Here is a 24,007-nt window from a genome sequence, read left to right as displayed (position 1 = left end):
AACCATCCCGATGGCGTGAGGAGGTTCGCATGGACGGACCACAGCACCGCTCCGGCGCCGATTTCCAGGTGGCCGGCAAGGACTACCTGCGAGCGCGGAGCCTGCGCACCGGCCAGGCGGGCTGGGTGCTGCTCGCCGGTCTCGGCATCGCGTACGTGATCAGCGGAAACTATTCCGGCTGGCAGTTCGGGCTCGCCCTCGGCGGCTGGGGCGGGCTGCTGATCGCCACCGCGCTGATGGCCGTCATGTACACCACGATGACCCTCGGGCTCGCCGAACTGTCCTCCGCGCTCCCGGTCGCGGGCGCCGGTTACGGGTTCGCCCGCCGCGCGCTGGGCCCGCTCGGCGGTTTCACCACCGGGGCGGCGATCCTGATCGAGTACGCGATCGTGCCCGCGGCGATCTCGGTGTTCATCGGCGGCTACGTGGAATCCCTGCACCTGTTCGGCATCACCAACGGCTGGCCGGTGTACCTGGTCTGTTACGCGATCTTCGTGGGGGTGCACCTGCGCGGGGTCGGCGAGGCACTGCGGCTGCTGCTGGCGATCACCGTGCTCGCCATTCTCGGGCTCGTGGTCTTCGCGGCGGGCATGATCCCGCACTTCTCCACGGCGAGGCTGTTCGACATCCCGCCGAACGGATCCTTCGGTTCGAGCTGGTTCCTCCCGTTCGGGGTCACCGGAATCCTGGCCGCACTGGTCTACGGCATCTGGTTCTTCCTCGCCGTCGAAGGGCTGCCGCTGGCCGCCGAGGAGGCCCGCGATCCGCGCAGGGACATGCCACGCGGCATCAAGCTCGCCATGGGGGTGCTGCTCGTGCTCGGGTTCGCCGTGCTGTTCACCACCGCCGGCGGTGGCGGGGCCAGCGTCGTCGGGCACGGCGACAATCCCCTCCCCGCGGCCGCGCGCGCCGCCGCCGGGGACGGCTGGCTGGCCACCACGGTCAACTACGTGGGCCTGGCCGGGCTCGTCGCCAGCTTCTTCTCCGCGATCTACGCCTACTCTCGCCAGCTGTTCGCGCTCTCCCGCGCCGGATACCTACCGCGCTGGCTCTCGGTCACCGGTAAGCGCAAGACCCCGTATCTGGCGCTGATCGTGCCCGGAACGGTGGGTTTCCTGCTCGCCGCGCTCACCCAGGACGGCGCCAAGCTGATCAACATCGCGGTGTTCGGCGCCACCGTGTCCTATGTGCTGCTCAACCTCTCGCACATCGTGCTGCGCCGTAAGGAACCCGGGCTAGCCCGCCCGTACCGCACCCCGGGAGGCGCGGTGACCACCTCGGTGTCCATGGTGCTCGCCGTCGCCGCGGTCGTGGCGACCTTCCTGGTGGACATCCTCGCCGCACTCATCACCGCGGGCATCCTGCTCGTGCTGATCGCCTACTTCTGGTTCTACAGCCGGCATCACCTGGTGGCGAACGCCCCCGAGGAGGAGTTCGCCACCCTCGCCGCCGCGGAGGCCGAACTGTCCTGACCGGTCGCCCGCGCTCTTTGCCGATACGGCAAAGAACGTTGCCGGATTCTCGGTGGTCGCCGCAGGATGGCGTCCCGAACGCAAACCTGTCGGCCGCACCGGAAAGGCACCCGCCATGAACACCGGCAACGACCCCCGATCCATTCCCCCGCAAGGCGACCGCGTCCATCTCGTGCGATCCGGCGAGCTGGACGGTTTCACCGCGCTGAGCGGCGGCACCGTCGGCTCGCGGAAACTCTGGATGGGGCTGGTGGAGAATCCGCCGTCGAGCGCGACGGACAACCACCATCACGGCGACTCGGAAGCCGGCATCTACGTCGTCAGCGGGCATCCGGTGTTCACCTACCACGACGGCACGAAGGAGGTCCGGCTCACCGCGGCCCCCGGCGACTTCCTCCTCGTACCGCCATTCGTCCCGCACCGGGAAGAGAACCCCGATCCACACGAACCCGTGATCGTGGTGATCGCCCGGACCACCCAGGAACCGATCAAGGTCTCGCTGCCCGAGCTGTACCACCTGGACCCCACGGGCACGCCGTAACCGGGCCGGGCCGGAACCGCCCGCACGGGGCTGCCCTGCCGAGTCGCGCCCGTTTTGGGTACCGTGCACCTACCATCCGGTAACCGAAGCGAATGGGGCAAGGGTGACCGACCCGCAGACGACGCTGCACCTGGCCGGGGAACGCACGGTACCCGGCGTCGCCGAGGAGAACTACTGGTTCCGCCGCCACGAGATCGCCTATCAGGAGCTGCTGCCGCACTGCGCGGGCCGGGCGGTGCTCGAGGCGGGCTGCGGTGAGGGCTACGGCGCCGCGATGATCGCCGAGCGCGCCGCCTCGGTGCTCGCGCTGGACTACGACCTGGACGCGGTGCGCCATGTGCGCGCCGAGTACGGCGTCCCCGCGGTGCAGGCGGACCTGGGCAGGATCCCGGTCCGCACCGGCGCGATCGAGGTGATCATGCACTCCCAGGTGCTCGAACACCTCCCCGATCAGGAGGGTTTTCTCGCCGACTGCCACCGGGTGCTCCGCCCGGGCGGAATCCTGCTGGTGACCACACCCAATCGGCTGACCTTCTCACCGGGCCAGGACACCCCGCTGAACCCGTACCATACGAGGGAACTCGCACCTGCCGAGCTCGCCGGGCTGCTGAGCGCGGCCGGTTTCGAGGTGCGCGAACTGCTCGGGGTCCATCACGGGCCCGGCCTGCGTGAACTCGACGCCCGTTACGGAGGTTCGATCATCGACGCGCAGCTCGAGGTCGTGCTGCATTCCCTCCCCGGACAGGCGAGCTGGCCGTCCGGGCTGCTCGCCGATGTGACCGCGATCCGCGCGGAGGACTTCGCGCTGCACGCCGAAGCGCTCGAGGAGAGCCTGGACCTGGTCGCCGTGGCGGTGCGCCCATGACCGGGCAGAAACTGGGCACCTTCTGCATGGTGCTGCACAGTCACCTGCCCTGGCTGGCCGGGCACGGCACCTGGCCGGTCGGCGAGGAATGGCTCTACCAGGCCTGGGCGCACTCCTATCTGCCGCTGGTCCGGATGCTCGAACGGTTCGCCGCCGAAGGGCGCGAGGACGTGCTGACCCTCGGCGTGACCCCGGTGCTCGCGGCGCAGCTGGACGATCCGTACAGCCTGCGCGGGGCGCACGACTGGCTGGGCAACTGGTCGGTGCGCGCGCAGTACGCGGCGAACCGCTGGCGTTCGGCCGATCCGCTGCTGCGCGAGGTGGCCGCGGCGGAGTACCGGGATGCCGAGCACGCGCTGGAGGACTTCGAGACGCGCTGGCGGCACGGGTTCTCCCCGCTGCTGCGCCGCCTGGTGGACGCCCGCGCGGTGGAACTGCTCGGCGGTCCGGTCACCCATCCCTTCCAGCCGCTGCTCGATCCGCGGCTGCGGGAGTTCGCGCTGCGCAGCGGGCTCGCGGACACCACGCTGCGGCTCGGTTCCACGCCGGAGGGGATCTGGGCCCCGGAGTGCGGCTACTCCCCCGGTATGGAGGCGGGATACGCGGCCGCCGGGGTGCGCCGCTTCCTGGTGGACGGTCCCGCGCTGCACGGGGACACCGCGGCCGCGCGCCCGGTCGGTGACTCGGATGTGCTCTGTTTCGGCCGGGATCTCGAGGTCGCCTACCGGGTGTGGTCACCGAAGTCCGGTTATCCGGGCGACCCGGCCTACCGGGATTTCCACACCTTCGATCACCCTTCCGGACTCAAACCCTCGCGGGTGACCGGGAAGACGGTGCCGCCCGGGGAGAAGAAGCCCTACGAGCCACAGCGGGCCGCGCGGGCCGTGGACAAGCACGTGGCCGATTTCGTGGACCTGGTCCGCTCCCGGCTCACCGAGCTGCGCGAGCGGCACGGCAAGCCCTCACTGGTTGTCGCCGCCTACGACACCGAGCTTTACGGGCACTGGTGGCACGAGGGTCCCGCCTGGCTGGAGGGTGTGCTGCGGGCGCTGCCCGAGGCGGGCATCGAGGTGACCACGCTGCGCGGGGCAGCCGAGTCCGGGCACGTCGGCGCCCCGGTCGAGCTGCCCGCCTCCTCCTGGGGATCCGGGAAGGACTGGCGGGTCTGGGAGGGCGGCAAGGTCGCGGACATCGTCGAGGCTAACGAAAAACTGCAACATGTTCTACTATCGGCGGTAGATGATCAATCGGGCGAGTTCCGCGATCCGCGGCTGGACCGGCTCGCCTCGGAGGCGATGCTCGCGCTCGCGAGCGATTGGGCGTTCATGGTCAGCAAGGACTCGGCCGTCGACTACGCACAGCGACGCGCCGCGGTGCACACCGAACGGTGCTACGCGCTCGCGGCCGGTGCCGATCCACATACCGACACGGTCTTCGGCCATCTCGATGCCCGAGAACTCGCCCGGACGGGAGGTTGAGGAACACGATGCGCGTGCTGATGCTGTCCTGGGAGTATCCACCCGTCGTCGTCGGCGGGCTGGGCAGGCATGTGCACGCGCTGGCCACGCGCCTCGTCGAGCAGGGGCACGAGGTGGTGGTGCTCTGCCGCCGCGAGGCGGGCACGGACGCCACCACGCATCCGAGCACCGATGAGGTCGCCCAGGGGGTGCGGGTGGTCAGTGTCGCCGAGGACCCGCCGCACCTGGCCTTCGAGGACGACCTGGTCGCGTGGACCCTGGCGATGGGGCACGCGATGGTGCGCGCGGGCAACCGGCTGCTGCGCGACTGGCGCCCGGATGTGGTGCACGCGCACGACTGGCTGGTCACCCATCCGGCGATCGCGCTGTCCGAACAGTGCGGGATCCCGCTGGTGGGCACCATCCACGCCACCGAGGCGGGGCGGCACGCGGGCTGGCTCTCGCATCCGCTCAACCAGCAGGTGCACTCGGTCGAGTGGTGGCTCGCCAACCGCGCGGACGCGCTGATCGCCTGTTCCACGGCCATGCGCACGGAGATCGCGCACCTCTTCGAACGCGAGGAGGACGAGATCACCGTGATCCACAACGGGATCGAGCCGCGTGGCTGGCGCACCAGCACCCGCAGGATCGCCGCCGCACGGGAGCAGTACGCCCCGGACGGCGCCCCGCTGCTGCTGTTCTTCGGCAGGCTGGAGTACGAGAAGGGTGCGCAGGACCTGCTCGCCGCGCTGCCCAAGATCCGCCGCGAGCACCCCGGCACCCGGCTGGTGATCGCCGGAGAGGGGCGGCATCTGCCCATCCTGATCGAGCAGGCCCGCAAACTCCGGGTGCGCAGGGCCGTGGATTTCGTCGGGCACCTCGCCGACCGCGCGCTCGTCGCCGCGATCGGGGCCGCCTCGGTCGTGGTGCTTCCCTCGCGCTACGAACCGTTCGGCATCGCCGCCCTGGAATCGGCGGCGGCCGGTGCCCCGCTGGTGGCCTCCAGGGCCGGCGGGCTGGGCGAGGTCGTCGTGGACGGGGTGACCGGCTGTTCCTTCACCCCGGGGGATGTTTCCGAGCTGGCCGGGGCCGTCTCCACGGTGCTGCACGCCCCGGCCGCCGCGGCCAAACGGGCCCGCGCGGCCCGGGCGAGGCTCGGTTCCCAGTTCGACTGGTCCAGGATCGCCGAGCAGACCGCGGGGGTGTACGCGAACGCGCGGATCCTCGCGCACGGCGAGCTCGGCCGCCCCAAGATCGCCAGCGGGAACGCCTTCCTACGCTGAGTCCCCGCTCCCGGCCGTGCCGTTTTCCGAGTGCCTTTCCGAGTGCCGCAGTGTCTCGGTCAGCGCCTCCGCGGCCTTGCGGGACATGTCCGCGACCGCGGCGCGCCGTTCGGCGTCCGCCTCGTAGTCCTCGACCCGGTTGCGGACCACCCGCGCCGGGGTGCCGACCGCGATAGAGTACTCCGGGATGTCCCCGCGCACCACGGCATGCGAGCCGAGCACGCTCCCCTTGCCGATCCGGCTGCCGCGCAGTACCGAGACCTTCACTCCGACCCAGGTGTCCTCGCCGATCCGGACCGGGGACTTCACGATGCCCTGATCCTTGATCGGCACGTGCACATCCGAGGTCACGTGGTCGAAATCGCAGATGTACACCCAGTCCGCGATGATCGAGGTCGCCCCGATCTCCACGTCCAGGTAGCAGTTGACCGTGTTGTCCTTGCCGAACACGACCTTGTCCCCGATCCGCAGCGAGCCCTCGTGGCACCGGATCGAGTTGCCGTCCCCGATGTGCACCCAGCGGCCGATCTCCAGCCTGCCGAAACCGGGGCGGCAGTGCAGGTCCACGTGCTTGCCGAGGAACACCATGCCGCGCAGCACCACGTGCGGATTGGCCAGCCGGAACCGCAGCAGCCGCCAGTAGCGCACCAGGTACCAGGGCGTGTAGGCGCGGTTGCGCCGGATCCAGCGCAGCGTGTCCAGGGTCAGGAACCTGGCCTGATCCGGATCCCGCCCGGACCTGCGTACCGCGGCCAGCCGCGAAGCGACCGAGGCGCCCCACATCGAAGTCATGGTCGGACATTAACGCGTCGAAGGGTTCCGCGAGGATAGGGGCATGGGCAAACTCATCATCGACACGGACCCCGGCGTGGACGACGCCTTCGCCATCGCCCTCGCCGCACGTGATCCCGAGGTCGAGCTGCTCGGGGTGACCACGGTGTTCGGCAATGTCCCGCTCGAGCACACCACGCGCAACGCGCTGCGGCTGCTGAGCCTGTGCGAGCGCGCCGAGATCCCGGTCGCGGCGGGAGCGGGGCGTCCGCTGGTGCACCCCGGAATGCCGCCCGAGGAGACCGTGCACGGCGCCGACGGACTCTCCGGCCGTTCGCACACGCTTCCCGAGCACCCGCGCGGGCTGGACGAGCGGCACGCGGTCACCCTGCTCGCCGACCTGCTGCACGCGGCCACCGAACCGGTCACCATCGCCCCGATCGGGCCGCTGACCAACATCGCCACGCTGCTCGCCGCGCACCCGTGGGCGAAGGCGAAGATCGACCGGATCGTGCTGATGGGCGGCGGGACCGAGGGCGGCAACGTCACCCCGTCCGCGGAGTTCAACATCGCCTGTGATCCGGAGGCCGCGGCGCGCGTGTTCAGCGAGGACGGCCTGCACCGGGTGCTCGTCGGGCTCAACGTCACCAGCCGAACCACCGTGGACGGTGCCTGGCTGCGCTCGCTCGGCGAATCGGGAGCGCTCGGTGCCGCGCTTTCCGGGCTGGTGGACGACTATCTCGCGCACTACAGCAGCGCGCTCGGCGAGGAGGCCATCCTGATGCACGATTCCCTCGCCGTTGCCGAGGCGATCCGGCCGGGCATCGTGCGCACCGAGGAGCTGCCCGTCCAGGTCGACACCACGTTCGGGCCGGGACGCGGGGCGACGATCGCCGACCGCCGCCCCAGCGCCTCCGGCGCGCACCTGACCGAGGTCGCCACCGAAGCGGATGTCCCGGCGCTGCGCGAGCTGTTGCGCCGTACCCTGACTCAGGGCAGGTAGTACATCGGGTTCGGCAGCTTCACCCCGAGGCCCGCGTGCCCGCCCTGCAGATCGGAGTTCTGGTCACCGATGTTCAGCACGATGGTGTTGCCCAGTTTCTCGATGTGCTCGCGGGTTCCGGACTTGTACTGCACGGTGTCGCAGTCGAGCCCGCACGGCAGCCACGGCGACGGAGCCTTCTCCTGCTTGAGGAAAACCCCGGACGGATCCGGGTATCCCTTGGCGGCGAGATTGCGCTCGGTCGCCGCGCGCTGGTGTTCCGGGCGGCCGGTGACGAAGTACAGCTTCACCCCGCGGGCGGTGGCCCATTTGGTGAGTTCCAGGGTCGGCTTGATCGGGGTGAAATTCCCCTTGTCGATCTGTTCCTCGGCTTTCTTGGCGTCATAGGCGAAATTCACGTCCGCCTCCCAGCCGTAGGTCAGCATCGAGGTGTCGTCGATGTCCAGCACCATCGCCGGATTCCGCACCCCGTTCGCCAGCTGTTCGGTGAGGAACTTCTTCGCCTTCGCGATCTGCGCCCCGGTGTCCTTGGCCCACCTGCTGTCCGGCGAAGCGTGGTGATGCCCCGCAGCGTCCAGGTAGTCCCCGTAGTAGTTCTTCACATCCGTTTTGACCTGGTCGATGTTCGCCGGTTCGGAACCGGCGGCCGCGGAGACACGCGGGGCGCCCGCGGTCGCCGTGCCGATCCCCCAGCCGCTCGCCGCCACCGCCACCGCGGCGGCCGCAGCCGCGAGGACTCTCCCGCGTTTCTTCGTCGACCCCAGCATGAACGCTCCCTTCAGCGAATTCCTGTCGAGCGCAGCCTAGAGATCATCGCCCTGCGGCGCCAGGCCCGCACGCACAGCTCACGCACAGCCGGGGCACATGGCGAGTACAACTCGGACGGGCAGATTTCCCGGTATGACGCCCGCCGAATCCACGTTCCCCAGCACCGGGAGGCCGCGGCCGCGTGCCGATCTCGCGGAGCTCGCGCTGCGCGAGGGCGTTCCGGTCCTCGACCTCGTCGTACCGGTGTACAACGAGGAGACCGCTCTCGAAGCCTCCATCCGCAGGCTGCACGCCTATCTGTCCCGGACCTTCCCCTATCACTACCGGATCATCATCGCGGACAACGCGAGCGCGGACGCGACACCCCGGATCGCACAGCGGCTCGCCGCGGAATTCACCGAGGTGCGCTGGCACCGCCTGGAGCAGAAGGGCCGGGGCCGGGCGCTGCATGCGGTCTGGTCGGCCTCCGATGCCCCGGTTCTCGCCTATCTGGACGTGGACCTCTCCACGGATCTGGACGCGCTCGCCCCACTGGTCGCGCCGCTGATCTCCGGGCATTCGGATCTGGCCGTGGGAACCCGGCTTTCCCACGGTGCCAATGTGGTGCGCGGGCCGAAACGCGAGTTCATCTCGCGGTGCTACAACCTGTTGCTGCGCGGGACACTCGCGGCCCGGTTCTCGGACGCACAGTGCGGCTTCAAGGCGATCCGCGCGGATGTGGCCCGCCCGCTGCTGCCGCTGGTGTCCGATACCGGCTGGTTCTTCGACACCGAGCTGCTGGTCCTCGCCGAACGCAGCGGGCTGCGCATCCACGAGGTCCCTGTCGACTGGGAGGACGATCCCGAGTCCACAGTGGACATCGTGGCCACCGCGCTCGCCGATCTGAAGGGAATGTGGCGCCTGGCGCGTTCCTTCGCCGCCGGGCGGCTGCCCCTCGATCCGATCACCGGCCGATTCGGCAGACGACCGGCCGATGCCGCGCAATCGCCGAGCCTGCTGCGCCAGCTGGTGCGGTTCTCCTGCATCGGTGTGCTGTCCACGGCCGCGTATCTGGTGCTGTACCTGCTCTTCCGGACCGGGATGAACGCGCAGCTCGCCAATTTCGCGGCCCTGCTGCTGACCGCGCTCGCCAATACCGCGGCCAATCGGCGGCTCACCTTCCGGATACGCGGCAAGGCGCATGTCGGCAGGCATCAGTTCGAGGGGCTGATCGTCTTCGCGCTCGGTTTCGGTCTCACCAGTGGCTCCCTGTGGGCACTGCACCACTATCCCGGCGCGGGCAAGGGCGGTGAGCTCCTCGTGCTGGTGCTGGCAAACCTGGCCGCCTCGGTACTGCGCTTCATCCTGTTGCGTGGCTGGGTGTTCCATCCACGACGACAGCCCAAGACATGATCGGCGCCCCGACCGAAAGGCAGAAATGACCACCACGGTCACCGAAACCATGAACCCCGAACCACGGACCCGCACCCGGCTTTCCCGGCTCCTGCTCGGCCCGGAGACACAAGCCGTTTGGGTACGGCCCGCGGTGCTCGCGCTGCTGTGCCTCACGGCGTTGCTCTACACGGTGAATCTCAGTGTGAACGGCTATGCGAACGAGTTCTACGCTGCCGCCGTGCAGGCAGGCGCCCAGGACTGGAAAGCGTGGCTGTTCGGTTCGCTCGATCCCGCGAACGCGATCACCGTGGACAAACCGCCCGCCGCACTGTGGCTGATGGTGCTTTCCGCGCGGATCCTCGGGTTTTCCAGTCTGAGCCTGCTTCTCCCGCAGGCGCTCGCGGGGGTTGCCGCGGTCGGCCTGCTGTATGCGACGGTCCGGCGCTGGTCCGGACCGGGCGCTGGACTGCTGGCGGGTCTGGTGCTGGCGGCGACCCCGGTCGCCACGCTGATGTTCCGGTTCGACAATCCGGACGCATTGCTGGTTCTGTTGCTGGTCGCCGCTGCCTACTGCACGGTGCGCGCCACCGAACAGGCGCGGCCGGGTTGGCTGCTCGCGGCCGGGGTCCTGATCGGATTCGGCTTTCTCACCAAGATGATCCAGGCATTCCTCGTGGTGCCCGGATTCGCGCTGGTCTATCTGGTGGCCTCGCCCGCCGGGCTCGGGCGCAGGATCGGTCACCTGCTCACAGCCGGGCTGGCGATCGTGGTCTCGGCGGGCTGGTATGTGGCGCTCGTCGAACTCTGGCCGTCCGCCACGCGGCCGTTCATCGGCGGGTCGACCGACAACAGCCTGCTGGAGTTGGCCTTGGGCTACAACGGTTTCGGCCGGATCTTCGGCGGCGAGGGCAACTCCGGCGGCGGCTCGGGTGGCGGCGGCCCAAGTGGTGGTCCAGGCGGTGGTCCGGGTGGCGCGGCGAACGCGATGTTCGGCGGCAGCACCGGAATCGGCCGGTTGTTCGGGGACAGTATGGGCACCCAGATTTCCTGGCTGCTGCCCGCCGCGCTGCTCGGCCTCGCCGCGGGGCTCTGGTTCACCAGGCGCGGCCCGCGCACCGACCGTACGCGCGCGGCGCTGCTGCTGTGGGGCGGCTGGCTGGTGGTGACCGGGCTGGTGTTCAGCTTCATGGCGGGCACCGTCCATCCATACTACACCGTCGCCCTCGCCCCGGCGGTCGCCGCCCTGGTCGGTATCGGCGCCCGGGAACTGGTGCGCCGCAGGGAGAAACTCGCCGCGCGCTGGGTGCTCGCCGCGATGCTCGCCGCCACCGGCGGTTGGGGTTTCGTCCTGCTGAACCGCGCTCCGGACTGGCTGCCCGCACTGCGCTGGATCGTGCTGGTGCTTTCGCTGCTGCTCGCCGCGCTGGTCGTGACCGGCGCACACCGCGCACGCCGGTTCACCGTGGCACTGGCGGCCATGGCCGTACTGACCGCGCTGACCGGAAGCGCCGCGTACGCCGTGCAGACCACGACGACGAAACAGAGCGGTGGGATCCCGATCGCCGGCCCGGCGCAGCCGAACATGGGAGACCTGCCAAGAGGTCCCGGGAGGGCGGGGCCCGGTGGACCGGACGGTGCACGCCCCGGTGGAATGCCGGGAATGTCCACGAGCAAAGCCATGACGGAACTTCTCGGCGCCACGAACACCCGCTGGGCCGCGGCGACCGTCGGCGCCAACGGTGCCGCGAGCATGGAGCTCGCCACGGGCAGGGCGGTGCTGGCGATCGGCGGGTTCACCGGAAGCGATGACTCTCCCACCCTCGAACAGTTCAAGACCTACGTCCGCGACGGCGAGATCGCCTACTTCGTCGAAGGCGGCGGCCCGGGCGGCGGGCACGGTGGCCCGCCGGGAGCCGGGGAACGGCATCCCGGCGGATCCGGGGCTCGCTCGGCGAGCGCGCAACAGCTGACGGCCTGGGTGAAACAGCACTTCACGGCCGAGAAGGTCGGTGAGCAGACCGTGTACGACCTGAGATCGTGACAGGTTCACAGCCGGGGCACAGGAAACTCATAGCAACCACACCGGATCGGTGCCCAGGATGAACACATGACCGGTGCGGAACAGGAGCGTGCGGGGCAGATGCGCCGCCCCGACGGCCAGCCGGTGCGGGTGCTGGTCGTGGACGACGAACCCGCCATCGCGGAACTGGTCGCCATGGCCCTGCGCTACGAGGGCTGGCAGGTGGATGCGGCGACCGATGGAGTGACCGCCATCCAGCTCGCGCGGCGGCTCGGGCCGGACATCGTGGTGCTCGATGTGATGCTGCCGGACCTGGACGGCCGCGAGGTACTGCGCAGGCTTCGCGCGGACACCGCGGGACTGCCGGTGTTGTTCCTGACCGCGAAGGACTCCGTCGAGGACCGGATCGCCGGGCTGACCGCGGGCGGGGACGACTACGTGACCAAACCGTTCAGCCTCGAGGAGGTGGTGCTCCGGCTGCGCGCGCTGCTGCGCAGGACGGGGATCACCGCGCTCACCTCGGGGGCGCAGCTGGTGGTCGGCGATCTGTGCCTGGACGAGGACAGCAGGGAGGTCGCTCGTGGCGGCGAGCCGATCCAGCTGACCGCGACGGAGTTCGAGCTGTTGCGGTTCTTCATGCGGAATCCGAAACGCGTACTGAGCAAAGCGCAGATCCTGGACCGGGTGTGGAGCTACGATTTCGGCGGCCAGGCCAATATCGTCGAACTCTACGTCTCCTATCTCCGCAAGAAGATCGACGTGGGCCGGGAACCGATGATCCACACCATGCGCGGGGCGGGCTATGTCCTCAAACCCGCGGGCTGAACGGCCGGTCTGGCGGGATCCCCGGCGATGGTCATTGCGCACCCGGTTGCTCATCGGCCAGGTCGTGATCCTGGCGGTGGTGTGCGCGATCATCGGTGTGGTCGCGAGCCTGTTCCTGCGGCAGTTCCTCATCAGCGAGCTGGACCAGCAGCTGCGCCCCGCCGTGGATCGGATCGAGCACGGACCACCGAAGAACCTGAGGCCGCCGGACTGGCGGCATCAGCCGCTGGATTTCCTCCGCCAGCCGGGGATCCCTCCGGGTACGCTCGGCGCCACGATCACCGGAGGTCGGGTCACCGCGGCTGCGGTGCTCGGCCCGTCGATCGGTGACCAGCAGCCGGTGCCCGCGGCGGACTCCGGTGTGCTCCCCACGATCCCGATCGACGGGCGCGCGCACAGCATGAGCGTCGGTGAGCTCGGCGGCTACCGGCTGCGCGCGGTGCACTCCTTCGACGGCCGCACAGTGGTGATCGGAACACCGCTGAGTACCGTCGAGGACACGGTGGCTCGCCTTGCCGGGCTGTTCGCGGTCGTCGCTTTCCTCGGGCTGCTCATCGCCACACTCGCCGGCAGGTTCGTCATCCGCCGCACCCTGCGCCCGTTGGACCGGGTCGCCGGGACCGCCCGCGAGGTGTCGGGGACCCGGCTGGACCGCGGCGAGGTCGAGCTGGTCGCGCGAGTCCCCCAGGATCAGGCGACCGCACGGACCGAGGTCGGCCAGGTCGGCAGCGCGCTCAACCGGATGCTCGAGCACGTCTCCGCCGCACTCTCCGCCAGACAGGAGAGCGAGACCAGGATGCGCCGCTTCCTCGCCGACGCCAGCCACGAGCTGCGCACCCCGCTCACCGCGATCCGCGGCTACGCCGAACTGACCAGGCGCGGCCACGATTCGGTCCCCGCGGACATCGGTTATGCCATGGGGCGGGTCGAAGCCGAGGCGAACCGGATGGCGAGCCTCGTCGACGATCTGCTGCTGCTCGCCAGGCTCGACTCCGGGCGCCCGCTGGGGCACGAACCGGTGGACCTGAGCAGGCTCGTGGCGGACACCGTCAACGATGCGCACATCGCCGGACCCGGCCACCACTGGCGACTGTCCCTTCCGGACGATCCGGTCCTCGTGATCGGTGACGAACAGCGCCTGCACCAGGTGCTGGCCAACCTCCTCGCGAACGCGCGCAGCCACACGCCCGAGGGAACCGCGGTCACCGTGGAACTGTCCACCGTGGACGAGACGGCGCTGCTCGTGGTCCGGGACGACGGTCCGGGGATTCCGGCCGAGCTGCTGCCCACGGTGTTCGAACGGTTCGCCCGCGGGGACGGCTCCCGCTCGCGGGCCATGGGCAGCACCGGACTCGGGCTGGCCATCGTCTCGGCGGTGAGCACGGCACACGGCGGCAGTGTCGAGGCGCGCAGCGTACCGGGAGCCACCGAGTTCACCGTCCGACTGCCCGCCGGTTCAGCCGCGGAACGCCTTCGGTAGCACCTCCGAGGCGCGCAGCTCCGCGACAAGCGGTTCGAGCAGCCCGCGCAGCCGCCGCCCGGACTCGGCACCGAAGCCTTCCCAGCCCTCGGTGGCGAGTTCGTCGGTGCGCTGTTCGAGGGATTCGCGCAGCGCGGTCCCGCGCTCGGTGAGCTCGGACTCCGAGGCGAGCAGGCCGCTGCCGATCAGCCCCTGGAGCCCCGCCTGCCATTCTTCCTCGGGCCAGCCGTGCAGTTTCTGGTGGAAGTTCAGCGACTGTCCCTTGTGCACGGCCGCGGTGATGCACGCGTCCACCGGGGAGACCCCGTTCGCGAGCAGGGCCGCGATGTGCCCGTCACCGCGGTGTTCGCGCACCAGGGTCGCACCGTGCCAGAGGGCGAGCACCGGATCCTCGGGCCAGTCGAGCCCGGCGTGCGCACCGAACAGCGCCCGGCCACGGGGATTCAGTCCCGCGGCGAGTTCCCGCACCAGTCCGGCCGCCTCGCGCACCTGTTCATCGGTGAACACCCGGCGCAGACTGGCCCCGACCCCACGATAACGGGCGGCGAGCACCTGCTCCGGGCTCACGATGCGCCAGGCCGCGGGAATGGCCGCCTCGATCACCTCGGTCGAGAAGGTGTAGAAGGTCGCGGCGATCACCGGCGCCCCGACCGCGCCGAAACCACCCGCCCGGGAGGCGAAATAACCGGCCCGCGGTTCGAGTCCCAGTTTCCCGAACTCTTCGGCCGCCTCCGGAGCGAAATACACCGGAATGTGCAGTAGTTCCAGGAGTTGCCAGCAGTCCCGCGCTACGCTCGCGAGTTCCTCGTTCGAGTCCACACCCGTGACGCTATTGCGCCTGGCACAGATAGGCAATGGGCTTCGCCCCGATCCGGGTGACGATCACCGAACAGCCCTGCGTTCCGGACAGTTTCAGCCTGCCGCGCAGCACATCCGGATCGACCCGCACTCCGCGCGCGAGGATCTCCACCCGGCCGATCCGGCGCGCACGCAGCGCCGAACGCAGTCGTTTCTCGTTGTAGGGCAACTGTTCGAGCACCCGGAAGGCGCGCGCATCCCCTGGCGGACTGTCCCCGGTCAGGTAGGCGATCCGCTCGTCCAGCTGAGCGAGCCCGTGACGGCAGGCGTACTGGCGCACCAGTCCGGCGCGCACCACGGCGGGATCCGGATCGATCAGCCAGTCGCGCGCCGGGCTCACCGGGCAGTCCCCGGGGTCGGCATCGGTGAGCCGGTCGGCTCCCCCGGCGGAGTCGAGCACCGTCGCCCGGCGCCGGACCCCGGGCGTGGCAAGGGAACCGCCCCACACGCAGGCCTCACGGGCCTGCCGGTCCAGCGAGACGATCTCGATCTCGCGGTCCGGCCCGATCGCGTCGAAGTCCAGTCCCGGGGCGCATTTCACCACCAGATCCCGGTCCGGATAGGCGGCGAAGAGCTCGTCGAGCGGGGGCCGCAGATCCTCGGGCCGCCAGGTCCGTTTACCGGCCCCGTCCCGGCGCGCCGGATCCGCGAACACCGCGAGGCCGCGGCTGGCCGGGGCGAGCGCATCGGCGCGCAGCAGCGGGATTTCCGGGCAGTTGGCGCGCGCCATGGCCAGGCGCACCTCGTCCAGGTCGGAGCCGAGCGAACCGGGCGCGAACGAGGCGAGGTCGGCGCCGATCGAACAGGTCACGTCGTGCACCGGCCGGTCACCCAGCCGCGCCGCCCGGTGTGCGGCGACCGGGGCGGCGGTGGCCTGCTGCAGCGCGTCCCCGGTGTAGAGCCACTGCTGGGGCTCGGCGAACTTGGCCGCCGCTTTCCGTTGCAGCAGCACGGTTTCCAGGGCCGCGGCGGCGTACTCACCGGCGATCCGCCGTGCCCTTGCCGCGTCCTCGATCCGGCTCGCCGCACTCAGTTCCAGCCCGCGCAATGCCGCGACCGCATCCCGCCCGGCGGCCGAACGCAGGTACGCGACATCCGCGAGCCCGAATGCGTAGGCCAACTAGATCCGCACGGGCGGCTGGGGTTTGCGGCCGGTCAACAGCGCGTTGTAGAACAGCTCCCGCGGCACCACCCGGCGCAGCACGTTCTCGTCCAGCCAGGACAGCCGCTGCCATGCCTTGTAGGCGAAGAACTTCCACCGGACGCCGAGCTTCGACTCGGGGACCGCGGCCTCGAAGGTGCGCACCGGCCAGCCGAGGAACGCGGCCGAGAACTCCTCGGTCTTCGCCTCGACATCCACCGCACCCGCGGCGAGCGCGATCCGTTCCAGCCCGGAGGGATCGAAGGTGTGAATGTCCACCACGGCCTCGAGCGCCGCGGCCCGGGAGGACTCGTCGAGCTCGGTCTGCGGACGCCGCCACTCGCGCAGCGGGCCGAACTTGGTCACATTCGTGGTCAGCCACCAGGTGAACTGGCCGAGCCGGCGCGCGTAGGCATCGCCGATCTTGGTCGGCTCCCCCGCGAACACGAATTTCCCACCCGGCTTGAGCACCCGCATGATCTCGGACATCGCGGTGTCCAGGTCCGGGATGTGGTGCAGCACGGCGTGCCCGACCACGAGGTCGAAGGTGTCGTCCTCGTACGGGATCCGTTCCGCGTCGGCGACCCTGCCGTCCACGTCCAGGCCCAGCTGCTCGGCATTGCGCAGCGCGACCTGCACCATGCCCGGGGACAGATCGGTGACCGAGCCCTTGCTGATCACCCCGCCCTGCATGAGGTTGAGCAGGAAGAAGCCGGTGCCGCTGCCGAGTTCCAGGGCGCGGCCGTAGGGCCAGTGGTGTTCCCCGCCGATGAGCTTGAACCGCCCGGTGGCGTACTCGATGCAGCGCTCGTCGTAGGAGATCGACCACTTCTCGTCGTAGGTGCCCGCCTCCCAGTCGTGGTAGAGCACATTGGCGAGCTTGGGATCCTGGTAGGCCGCCTTGACCTCTTCGGCGCTGGCGTTGGGGTTCGGATCCGGATCGAGAACCTCGGTCATATCGCGCCTCACTTCCCGGTGAAGGTGGCTTTGCCCGGACCGTTCTCGATGAACGATTCCATGCCGATCGTACGGTCTTCGGTGGCGAACAACCCGGCGAACAGGTGGCTCTCCAGGCGAAGTCCGTTGCCGAGGTCGGTGTCCAGTCCGCCGTCGATAGCCGCCTTCGCCGCGCCGAGCGCCAGCGCCGGACCGTTCTCGAACTGGCCGACCCAGCGCTTGGCGGCCTCGTACACGTCGTCCGGTGCCACGATCTCGTCGATCATGCCCAGTTCGCGCGCTTCATCGGCGAGCACGAAGCGCCCGGTGTAGACGAGGTCCTTGGCCTTGCTCGGGCCCACCAGCCGGGCCAGCCGCTGGGTACCGCCCGCACCGGGGATGATGCCCAGCAGGATCTCCGGCTGGCCGAGCTTGACGTTGTCCGCGGCGATGCGCCGGTCGCAGGCGAGCGCGAGCTCGAACCCGCCGCCGAGGGCCGGACCGGTCAGCGCGGCCACGGTAGGTTTCGCGATCCCGGCGACCGAGCCGATCGAGCTGGACAGCCCTTCGGCGCGGGCGACCATCTCGGCGTGCGACATCCGGGCGAACTCCTTGATGTCCGCACCCGCCGCGAAGGCCTTCTGACCACCGTAGACGATCACCGCGCGCACATCGGCGCGCTCGTTCGCCTCCTGCGCGGCCTCCCGGATCTCCTCCTGGATCTGCCGGTTCAACGCGTTGACCGGTGGCCGGTCCAACCGAATGGTGCCGATGGCTCCCTCAACCTCAAGCCGTACGAACTCCGCCACAGCGCCTCCGCTCCTGCACCCTTCGGTGATTGCCGTTACTCGAGTCCCCTGGAGGCTACCCGGTAGTACGTCGGCGCGCGAAGTAGCGTTCCCCGTCCCGCCAGAGCGCGAGCGGCTGACCGAACGTCGCGGACAGGTTGTCCTCGGTGAGCACCTGCTCGACCGGCCCCGCGGCGACCGCCTCCCCCTCGCGCAGCAGCAGCGCATGGGTGAAGCCCGGGGGAACCTCCTCGACGTGGTGGGTGACCAGCACCATCGCCGGCGCGTCCACGTCGTTCGCGAGGTCCGCGAGCCGCGCGACGAGGTCCTCCCGGCCACCGAGATCGAGCCCTGCCGCGGGTTCGTCGAGCAGCAGCAGTTCCGGATCGGTCATCAGCGCCCGGGCGATGAGCGTGCGCTTGCGCTCACCCTCGGACAGGGTTCCGTAGGTGCGCTCGGCCAGGTGCGCGATGCCCAGCGAATCGAGCAGTTCCCGGGCCCGCGCGGTGTCCATGCCCTCGTACTGCTCGCGCCAGCGGCCCAGTACCGCGTAGCCGGCGCTGACCACCAGATCGGCGACGGTCTCCTCGGCGGGCACCCGCGCGGCCAGCGCGGCCGAGCAGAACCCGATCCGCGGTTTGAGCTCGAACACGTCGGTCTCGCCGATCCGCTCACCGAGCAGGTCCACCGTCCCGGTCGTGGGGTGCAGCTCGGCGCTCGCGATGCGCAGCAGGGTGGTCTTCCCCGCGCCGTTGGGACCGAGGATCACCCAGCGCTCGTCCGGCTCGACCACCCAGTCGAGACCCTCGAGCAGTGCCGATTCCCCCCTTCGCACACCGACACCGGAAAGGGACAGCACGAGGTCATCTGGTTGCGGGCTCATCTGCGCGGTCACGGCCGCCATTCTGGTAGGTGCGCGACATCCGATACCGGCCGGGTGCCTCGCCCAGGGTCAGCGTGCCGCGCCGCGCAGCGACCCGGCGATCGCCCGCGCCGCACCGGCCAGGCTCGCCCCGGCCACGTTCGCCCAGTCGAAATAGTCCCGCCAGAGCTGGATACGGCCCGCGCGCACCTCGAAGGTCCCGCACACCCAGAACCGGGACTGCCAGCGGCCCACGATCAGGGTGTCCATCCGCTCGGTGAGCACGACCGGCCCGTTGCCCGCGATGTTCACCAGCTCCGCGCGGAAGCCGGTGCCGAAGCGCGTCATGGTGCGCAGAGTCTTCTCCACCGCGCCGATTCCGCGCGCGGCGGGCAGCGACACGTTGTGGTAGACCATGTCCTCGTCCCCGAGGCCGATCGCGGTGTCCAGGTCGAATTCCTCGAGCGCGGTGAGGAAGGCCCGCACGGTCGCGATCTCCGGGGTGTCCACATCAGCCATGCCGCGACGGTAGACCCGCACGGACCCGGGTGCACCCCTTTCTCCCCCGGCAGGGCACGGCGGAGCGGATCACCTCGGGGTCAGCGGACCGGTTCCGTAGTAGGTCTTGCACACCTTTCCGTCGAGATCGGTGGTGACCTCGGTGGCGCTGCGCCCGTCCCGGGAGGCCACGATCGAGGGGCTGAAGTTCTTGCACTGCTTGTTGTCCGGCTTGTCGACCGGCACCGGGGCGGGCATCTCGTACCAGTTCCCCGCGCCCCTGTGGTCGTTGCCGAGCACCGTGTTCCCGTTGCCCGGGGCGTAGCTGCCGTCCTTTTTCACCAGGATCTCGCTCATCAGCAGGACGGTGCCGTGCTGCCCGGGGCCAGGACTCCAGCTGATCGTCGGGGTGTGCCGCGCGTACTTGCCGTCCGGGGTGCGCACGAGGGTGCCGAGATCGTGCGGATCACCGTAGTTCCAGCCGTCCGCCGAGGTGCGGGTGTACACGCTGCACAGGTGCCCCGGATCGTTGTTGCAGACCTCGTAGGCGAGCAGATAAGTGCCGTCGGGCAGCCGGAGCGAGCTCGCCATGCCCGGGCGCACCGACCATTGCTCGTTCACCACGGTTTCCCGGTAGCCGCCCCAGTGCACCCCGTCCGTGGACCGCACCTGCACCAGCTTCTGGTCGTGATGGCTCTTGTCGCTCTCGTCGGAGTAGAACGCGACCAGGCTGCCGTCCTTGGCCACCTCCAGCTCGGGTTCCCAGATCGGGTCACTGGTCGGCGAGGTCGCGATCGTGGAAACGAAGGACCAGGACCGGCCGCGGTCCTCGGATGCCCACAGCCGCAACTGGGTCCGGCGCTGCGCGTCCGGGGCGTTGAATCCGACGGTATCGGCCCACAGCAGCGTGCCCTCCTCCAGCGAACCGACATCCTGGGGCAGCTCGTAGAACGCGCCGCAGCAGATCCCCCGGCCGTTCGCCGCCTCGGGATCCTTGATCGTCGAGAGTCGCTGGAAGGTCCGGCCCCCATCGGTGCTCTGGTGGATGATCCCGATGCCGTCCTTGCCCGACCAGCCCTCGATGCTGGTCAGGATGCGCCCGTTGGCGAAGCCGTTGTGCGCGAGCCGCAGGATCCGCGGATAGGTGCTCGCCTTGTCATAGAGCACGTTCCGCTGCGCGGCGCCCGCTTCCGAGGCTGCGAGCGTGGTGCCGAGCAGCAGCAGAACGGCGGTCAGGATCAGGTGTCTGCTTCTCTTCCGCTTCTTGCGCACGAGTACGCACGTTAGCCTATCCGCTCAGGATTCGATACGTTCCGCGGTATCCGGGATCGCGCCGGTTCCGATCGCGCGCAGTGTCGCGTAGTGCCCCTCGAACGCCGCCCTGCCCTGTTCGGTGATCGCCAGCCAGGTGCGCGGGCGTTTGCCGACATGAGGGCATCACACCGGGGTGTGGATCAGCTCGTCGAGCCGGTGCCGCGGATGGGTCACCGCAGCGCCGCAGCACGCGCACGGCCTCGATGAGCACCGGTACCGCCGTCACCACCCCGCAGGCCAGCCACACCAGCGGCCGGTCACCGAACAGGCGCGGACCGAGAAACCCGTTCAGCACCACGGTGAGCCCGATCCACGGCCACAACCACCCATTGCTGGTGTGCGGGCGCACGGCCTGGTTCCGCTGCCACCGCCCCACCACGCACATCAACACGATCGCGAGCACCGGAACCACCAGCGCGTTCACCGTTCCGCTCGCCATCGGCACCAGGGTGTCCCAGGCGATCGTGTAAGCGGCGAACCCGAACAGAACCATCCGTGCCAGCACTGCTTTGCATACCCGGGAAACGTAGATGAGCAACGGTACAGTCGCGGCCATGGACACCGAACGGGACCGCGATGAGGAGGGCCGCGCCCGCAACTCCCGCCCCCGCGACGGGCTCGGCAGGCCGCTGCCTCGCGGGGCGGAGGGCGTCGAACGTCTCGAGGAGGGAACGGTGCGCAGCCCGGCGGAATCGCTCGAGCTGGCGCAGCGCCTGCTCGACGAGGGCAAGCCGTTCCACGCCCACGAGGTCCTCGAGGACGCGTGGAAGAGCTGCCCACCGGCCGAACGCGAGCTCTGGCGCGGCCTGGCCCAGCTCGCGGTCGGGCTCACCCATCTGGCCCGCGGCAATCAGACCGGAGGCCGCTCGCTGCTCGAACGGGGCGCGGAGAACATCGCCGGGTTCGCCACCACGGCGCCGCACGGCATCGCGGTCGGCTCGCTGATCGACTGGTCGCGGCTGACCATCGGGCAGCTGTCCCCGGACCGTCCCGCCCCGGATCCGGCGGCGATCGCCCCTCAGCTCAGCGCGAAGTAGAGCATCGGATTGGCTTTGCTGGCCTTGATGTCCTCGGTGAACCCGAGCTCGGCGCGCAGGGCGCACAGTGCGTCGAACTCGCCGCGCGCCTTGGCCCGCGCCGCGGTGAACCAGGGCTGGCGCCGGGTGTCCAGCCAGTCGAGCACGACCCGGCCCTCGGAGAGCGGTTTGGCGAAGCGCCAGTGGAACACGTCGTGCACGCTGACGTTCATCGGCCAGGAGCACGGTTCGAGCAGCGCGCGCACATACCAGCGAGCGAACCGCGCCCCGTGGTCGGCGTCGATGAACAGGTACTCGGTGCGCTCCGGGAGTTCGGGCATCGTCTCGCGCGCGTCCCCCGGCCGGAACTCCCAGTTGCCGCGCAGCTCGGCGGGCACCGTCTCGCGCACCCGTTCGGCGATGTCGTGCGAGCGCAGCATCCCGGTCCCGTTGTCCCGCAGCGCGCGCAGGATCCAGGTGGTGGACCAGCCGTGCAGCGTGCCCAGCTCCACCACCAGCTCGGGGCGGCGTGCCCGCAGCAGCAGGTAGGTGATCTCCGCCTCGATGTCGTCGAGCTGCGCGGTGAATCCCTTCCCGTTCGCGGCGAGGAACTCCCGCTGCTCGGCACGCACTCGGTGCAGGTCTTCGGCGTATTCGGGGTAGAGCCTGCGGATCTCGGCTCCGGTCACGGCTACCACGGGCGAAGGATATCGTGTCGGTCATGACCACCCTGCGATCCCGCGTCACCGCGTGGGCCGTGCGCAAGTACCTGCCACGCAAGCTGATGCCGCTGCACCGCGATGAGCTCGACCCGGTCGCCGCGCTCGGCGCGACCCGGGAACGCGAACCGGTGAGCAAGGTGTCGCTGCCCTTCGTCGGGGTGAACGTCTGGCTGGTCACCGGGTACGAGGAAGCCAAGACCGTGCTCGGCAAGGCGAAGCAGTTCAGCAACGACTTCACCCGGCTGTCCAGCATCGGGCTGGATTTCGACGATCCGGGCGGGCTCGGGTTCACCGATCCGCCAGCGCACACCCGGATGCGCAAGATGCTCACCCCCGAATTCACCATGCGCAGGCTCTCCCGGCTGACCCCGCGCATCACCGAGATCGTGAACGACCAGCTGGACGAGATCGCCGCGAGTGCCCAGCCGGTCGACCTGATGGAGCACTTCGCGCTGCCGATCCCGTCCAAGACGATCTGCGAACTGCTCGGCATGCCGTATGACCAGCGCGAGGAGTTCCAGCGGCTGTCCACCGAGCGGTTCGACCTGTTCAACGGGGCGACCGAATCGATCGGCGCCATGTCCGAGGCGATGGAGTACCTGCGCGAGACCGTGCGCGCGGAGCGCAAGAACCCCGGTGAGGGGCTGCTCGGCATGCTGGTGCGCGAACACGGCGACAACGTGGACGACGAGGAGCTCACCGGCCTGGCCGACGGGTTGCTCACCGGTGGGCTGGAGACCACCACGAGCATGCTCGCGCTCGGGGCCATCGTGCTGCTGCGCGACCGGGACACCTTCGAGCTCATCCGCACCGACGACGAGGTGGTCCCCGGATTCGTCGAGGAGCTGCTGCGCTACCTCACCGTGGTGCAGGCGGCGTTCCTGCGCTTCGCCCTGGAGGACATGGAGATCGGCGGGAAGCGGATCGCCAAGGACGACATCGTGATCGTCTCGCTTTCCGGCGCGGACCGGGATCCCGCGATCCTGCCCGAGGGCCGCACCGACGAAACGAGCCTGGACACCTTCGACCCGCGCCGACCCAGCACCTCCCATCTGGCCTTCGGCTACGGCATCCACCGCTGCGTGGGCGCGGAACTGGCGAAGATGGAACTGCGCGCGGCCTATCCGGCACTGGTGCGCCGGTTCCCGAACATGCGCCTGGCGAAGGACAGCACACAGCTGCCCTACCGCAAGGCATCCATCGTCTACGGCGTGGAATCGCTGCCGGTGGTGCTCGACTGACGGCCGCCCGCCCGACGGTCGCGCAGCAGGGCGGTCAGCCCGATCGCCCCGGCGACCGGGAACAGCACCAGACCGGGTAGCTGGTAACGCCAGGAGAACTCGAAGGCGTCCGCGCCGACGAGCAGCAGCACCGCGGATCCGGTCGCCAGCAGGGCGGCCGAGCGCAACCGCCCGCGCCTGCGGAAGACGCCGACCACGCCGAGCAGCCCGGCGACCGCGAGCGCCGGGCCCGGGGTGTAGCCGCCGTGGAACTGGTACGCACGCAGGAACCAGGCCAGTTGCGGCTGCACCGTCGGCTGCATCCCGTCGTACCGTTCGGTGTAGTCGTCGGGCGCCGGGTACTCCGCCCCATAGGTCGGGTAGTCGTACTGGAACTGCCAGCGCTCGATCGCCACATCCTTGTCGAAGGTCTTGCGTATCGGGGAGAAGCTCTTCCCGATGTCGATCAGGATCTTGCCGAGCACATCGAAGGGCTGCTGGAAAAGAACCTGCTTGCCGAACTGCCCGGCGAGCGCGAGCCGGTCGGATCCGGGCGGCAGCGGGCCGGGCCAGTTCGGGTCCGCGTCGGCGTGCGTGTACCAGTCGACGCCGAGCCGGTCGTCGAGCGGTTCCTTCGGGCAGAACACCCGCAGTTCCGGTTTCAGGTTGAGGGTCCGGCAGTCCGCGACGGTCGCCGCGCGCCCGTAGAGCACATTGCCCGAGGAGATCGTCAAACCCCAGCGCCCGGTCGCCGAGTGGAAATAGGTCACGTACGGCACGAGCACCACGGCCA

General features: G+C 69.8%; 23 protein-coding genes and 2 pseudogenes. 13 read left to right on the top strand and 12 right to left on the bottom strand.

Going from position 1 to position 24,007, the window contains the following annotated elements; all coding sequences use genetic code 11:
• The first annotated feature begins 29 nt into the window (after positions 1-29).
• From eat to AD72_RS02865, 5 genes are all read left to right on the top strand, one after another.
• Positions 30-1,472: an ethanolamine permease gene (gene eat, locus AD72_RS02885; protein ID WP_031464783.1), complete on the top strand. Its 1,443-nt coding sequence runs from the start codon at positions 30-32 to the stop codon at positions 1,470-1,472.
• A 115-nt stretch (positions 1,473-1,587) separates the two neighbouring features.
• The gene (locus AD72_RS02880; protein WP_031464782.1) at positions 1,588-2,013 is read left to right on the top strand and encodes a cupin domain-containing protein; all 426 of its coding nucleotides are present in this window, start codon (positions 1,588-1,590) and stop codon (positions 2,011-2,013) included.
• 103 nt (positions 2,014-2,116) lie between these two features.
• On the top strand, positions 2,117-2,878 hold the full coding sequence (locus AD72_RS02875; RefSeq protein WP_031464781.1) for a class I SAM-dependent methyltransferase: 762 nt from the start codon (positions 2,117-2,119) through the stop codon (positions 2,876-2,878).
• The gene (locus tag AD72_RS02870) at positions 2,875-4,356 is read left to right on the top strand and encodes a 1,4-alpha-glucan branching protein domain-containing protein (protein ID WP_031464780.1); all 1,482 of its coding nucleotides are present in this window, start codon (positions 2,875-2,877) and stop codon (positions 4,354-4,356) included. Before AD72_RS02875 ends, AD72_RS02870 begins: the two co-directional genes overlap by 4 nt.
• Positions 4,357-4,364: 8 nt before the next feature.
• Positions 4,365-5,618 (top strand): glycosyltransferase family 4 protein, encoded by a 1,254-nt coding sequence (locus tag AD72_RS02865; protein ID WP_031464779.1) that lies wholly within the window; start codon positions 4,365-4,367, stop codon positions 5,616-5,618.
• Here AD72_RS02865 and AD72_RS02860 read toward each other — a convergent pair.
• Positions 5,610-6,410 (bottom strand): acyltransferase, encoded by an 801-nt coding sequence (locus tag AD72_RS02860; protein WP_037344679.1) that lies wholly within the window; start codon positions 6,408-6,410, stop codon positions 5,610-5,612. The two genes, AD72_RS02865 and AD72_RS02860, sit on opposite strands and share 9 nt — an antisense overlap.
• Before the next feature lie 43 nt (positions 6,411-6,453).
• On the opposite strand from AD72_RS02860, the gene AD72_RS02855 reads away from it, so the two are divergent.
• Positions 6,454-7,392: a nucleoside hydrolase gene (locus AD72_RS02855; protein ID WP_031464777.1), complete on the top strand. Its 939-nt coding sequence runs from the start codon at positions 6,454-6,456 to the stop codon at positions 7,390-7,392.
• On the opposite strand, the gene AD72_RS02850 is transcribed toward AD72_RS02855, so the two are convergent.
• A complete protein-coding gene (locus AD72_RS02850; protein ID WP_031464776.1) occupies positions 7,380-8,159 on the bottom strand; it encodes an HAD family acid phosphatase in 780 nt (259 codons plus the stop codon). The genes AD72_RS02855 and AD72_RS02850 overlap by 13 nt on opposite strands.
• A gap of 133 nt (positions 8,160-8,292) precedes the next feature.
• On the opposite strand from AD72_RS02850, the gene AD72_RS02845 reads away from it, so the two are divergent.
• The 4 genes from AD72_RS02845 to AD72_RS02830 all read left to right on the top strand — a co-directional run bounded on the left by AD72_RS02845 (position 8,293) and on the right by AD72_RS02830 (position 13,859).
• Positions 8,293-9,552, top strand: a complete 1,260-nt coding sequence (locus tag AD72_RS02845; RefSeq protein ID WP_031464775.1) for a bifunctional glycosyltransferase family 2/GtrA family protein — start codon at positions 8,293-8,295, stop codon at positions 9,550-9,552.
• Between the two features lie 25 nt (positions 9,553-9,577).
• On the top strand, positions 9,578-11,575 hold the full coding sequence (locus AD72_RS02840) for an ArnT family glycosyltransferase (RefSeq protein ID WP_037344676.1): 1,998 nt from the start codon (positions 9,578-9,580) through the stop codon (positions 11,573-11,575).
• A 66-nt stretch (positions 11,576-11,641) separates the two neighbouring features.
• Complete coding sequence (locus tag AD72_RS02835; protein WP_304437775.1) at positions 11,642-12,379, top strand: response regulator transcription factor; 738 nt, start codon at positions 11,642-11,644, stop codon at positions 12,377-12,379.
• Positions 12,357-13,859 (top strand): sensor histidine kinase, encoded by a 1,503-nt coding sequence (locus tag AD72_RS02830; RefSeq protein ID WP_031464772.1) that lies wholly within the window; start codon positions 12,357-12,359, stop codon positions 13,857-13,859. Before AD72_RS02835 ends, AD72_RS02830 begins: the two co-directional genes overlap by 23 nt.
• On the opposite strand, the gene AD72_RS02825 is transcribed toward AD72_RS02830, so the two are convergent.
• The 8 genes and pseudogenes from AD72_RS02825 to AD72_RS37465 form a co-directional block, all read right to left on the bottom strand.
• Positions 13,836-14,678 (bottom strand): SCO6745 family protein, encoded by an 843-nt coding sequence (locus AD72_RS02825; RefSeq protein WP_031464771.1) that lies wholly within the window; start codon positions 14,676-14,678, stop codon positions 13,836-13,838. The genes AD72_RS02830 and AD72_RS02825 overlap by 24 nt on opposite strands.
• Before the next feature lie 10 nt (positions 14,679-14,688).
• Entirely contained in the window at positions 14,689-15,837 is a 1,149-nt protein-coding gene (locus AD72_RS02820) for a THUMP-like domain-containing protein (protein ID WP_031464770.1), read from the bottom strand.
• Positions 15,838-16,815, bottom strand: a complete 978-nt coding sequence (locus AD72_RS02815) for a class I SAM-dependent methyltransferase (RefSeq protein WP_031464769.1) — start codon at positions 16,813-16,815, stop codon at positions 15,838-15,840.
• Positions 16,816-16,823: 8 nt separating this feature from the next.
• Positions 16,824-17,603: an enoyl-CoA hydratase/isomerase family protein gene (locus tag AD72_RS02810; protein WP_031464768.1), complete on the bottom strand. Its 780-nt coding sequence runs from the start codon at positions 17,601-17,603 to the stop codon at positions 16,824-16,826.
• Between the two features lie 55 nt (positions 17,604-17,658).
• Positions 17,659-18,486 carry an ABC transporter ATP-binding protein gene (locus AD72_RS02805; RefSeq protein ID WP_031464767.1) on the bottom strand — a complete coding sequence of 276 codons (828 nt, stop codon included), beginning with the start codon at positions 18,484-18,486 and terminating at the stop codon, positions 17,659-17,661.
• A gap of 48 nt (positions 18,487-18,534) precedes the next feature.
• Positions 18,535-18,963, bottom strand: coding sequence for a limonene-1,2-epoxide hydrolase family protein (locus tag AD72_RS02800; RefSeq protein WP_031464766.1), 429 nt, complete (start codon positions 18,961-18,963; stop codon positions 18,535-18,537).
• A 69-nt stretch (positions 18,964-19,032) separates the two neighbouring features.
• Positions 19,033-20,214: a sialidase family protein gene (locus AD72_RS02795; protein WP_051897785.1), complete on the bottom strand. Its 1,182-nt coding sequence runs from the start codon at positions 20,212-20,214 to the stop codon at positions 19,033-19,035.
• 24 nt (positions 20,215-20,238) lie between these two features.
• Positions 20,239-20,361 (bottom strand): annotated as a pseudogene (locus tag AD72_RS37465) (transcriptional regulator); the annotation flags it as partial.
• Positions 20,362-20,459: 98 nt separating this feature from the next.
• On the opposite strand from AD72_RS37465, the gene AD72_RS35380 reads away from it, so the two are divergent.
• Positions 20,460-20,726 (top strand): hypothetical protein, encoded by a 267-nt coding sequence (locus AD72_RS35380; RefSeq protein ID WP_082468735.1) that lies wholly within the window; start codon positions 20,460-20,462, stop codon positions 20,724-20,726.
• A 60-nt stretch (positions 20,727-20,786) separates the two neighbouring features.
• On the top strand, positions 20,787-21,293 hold the full coding sequence (locus AD72_RS02785) for a DUF309 domain-containing protein (protein ID WP_031464763.1): 507 nt from the start codon (positions 20,787-20,789) through the stop codon (positions 21,291-21,293).
• Here the strand turns inward: AD72_RS02785 and AD72_RS02780 are convergent.
• A complete protein-coding gene (locus AD72_RS02780; protein WP_231644713.1) occupies positions 21,275-21,970 on the bottom strand; it encodes a class I SAM-dependent methyltransferase in 696 nt (231 codons plus the stop codon). The genes AD72_RS02785 and AD72_RS02780 overlap by 19 nt on opposite strands.
• Positions 21,971-21,993: 23 nt before the next feature.
• On the opposite strand from AD72_RS02780, the gene AD72_RS02775 reads away from it, so the two are divergent.
• Entirely contained in the window at positions 21,994-23,235 is a 1,242-nt protein-coding gene (locus tag AD72_RS02775; protein ID WP_031464761.1) for a cytochrome P450, read from the top strand.
• On the opposite strand, the pseudogene AD72_RS37065 reads toward AD72_RS02775, so the two are convergent.
• Positions 23,199-24,007, bottom strand: a pseudogene (locus AD72_RS37065) (glycosyltransferase family 2 protein); the annotation flags it as partial. The gene AD72_RS02775 and the pseudogene AD72_RS37065 overlap by 37 nt on opposite strands.

The organism is Sciscionella sediminilitoris, from assembly GCF_000737195.2.
In the GTDB taxonomy this organism is placed as follows: domain Bacteria; phylum Actinomycetota; class Actinomycetes; order Mycobacteriales; family Pseudonocardiaceae; genus Sciscionella; species Sciscionella sediminilitoris.
This window is presented reverse-complemented; position numbering and strand designations above follow the sequence as displayed.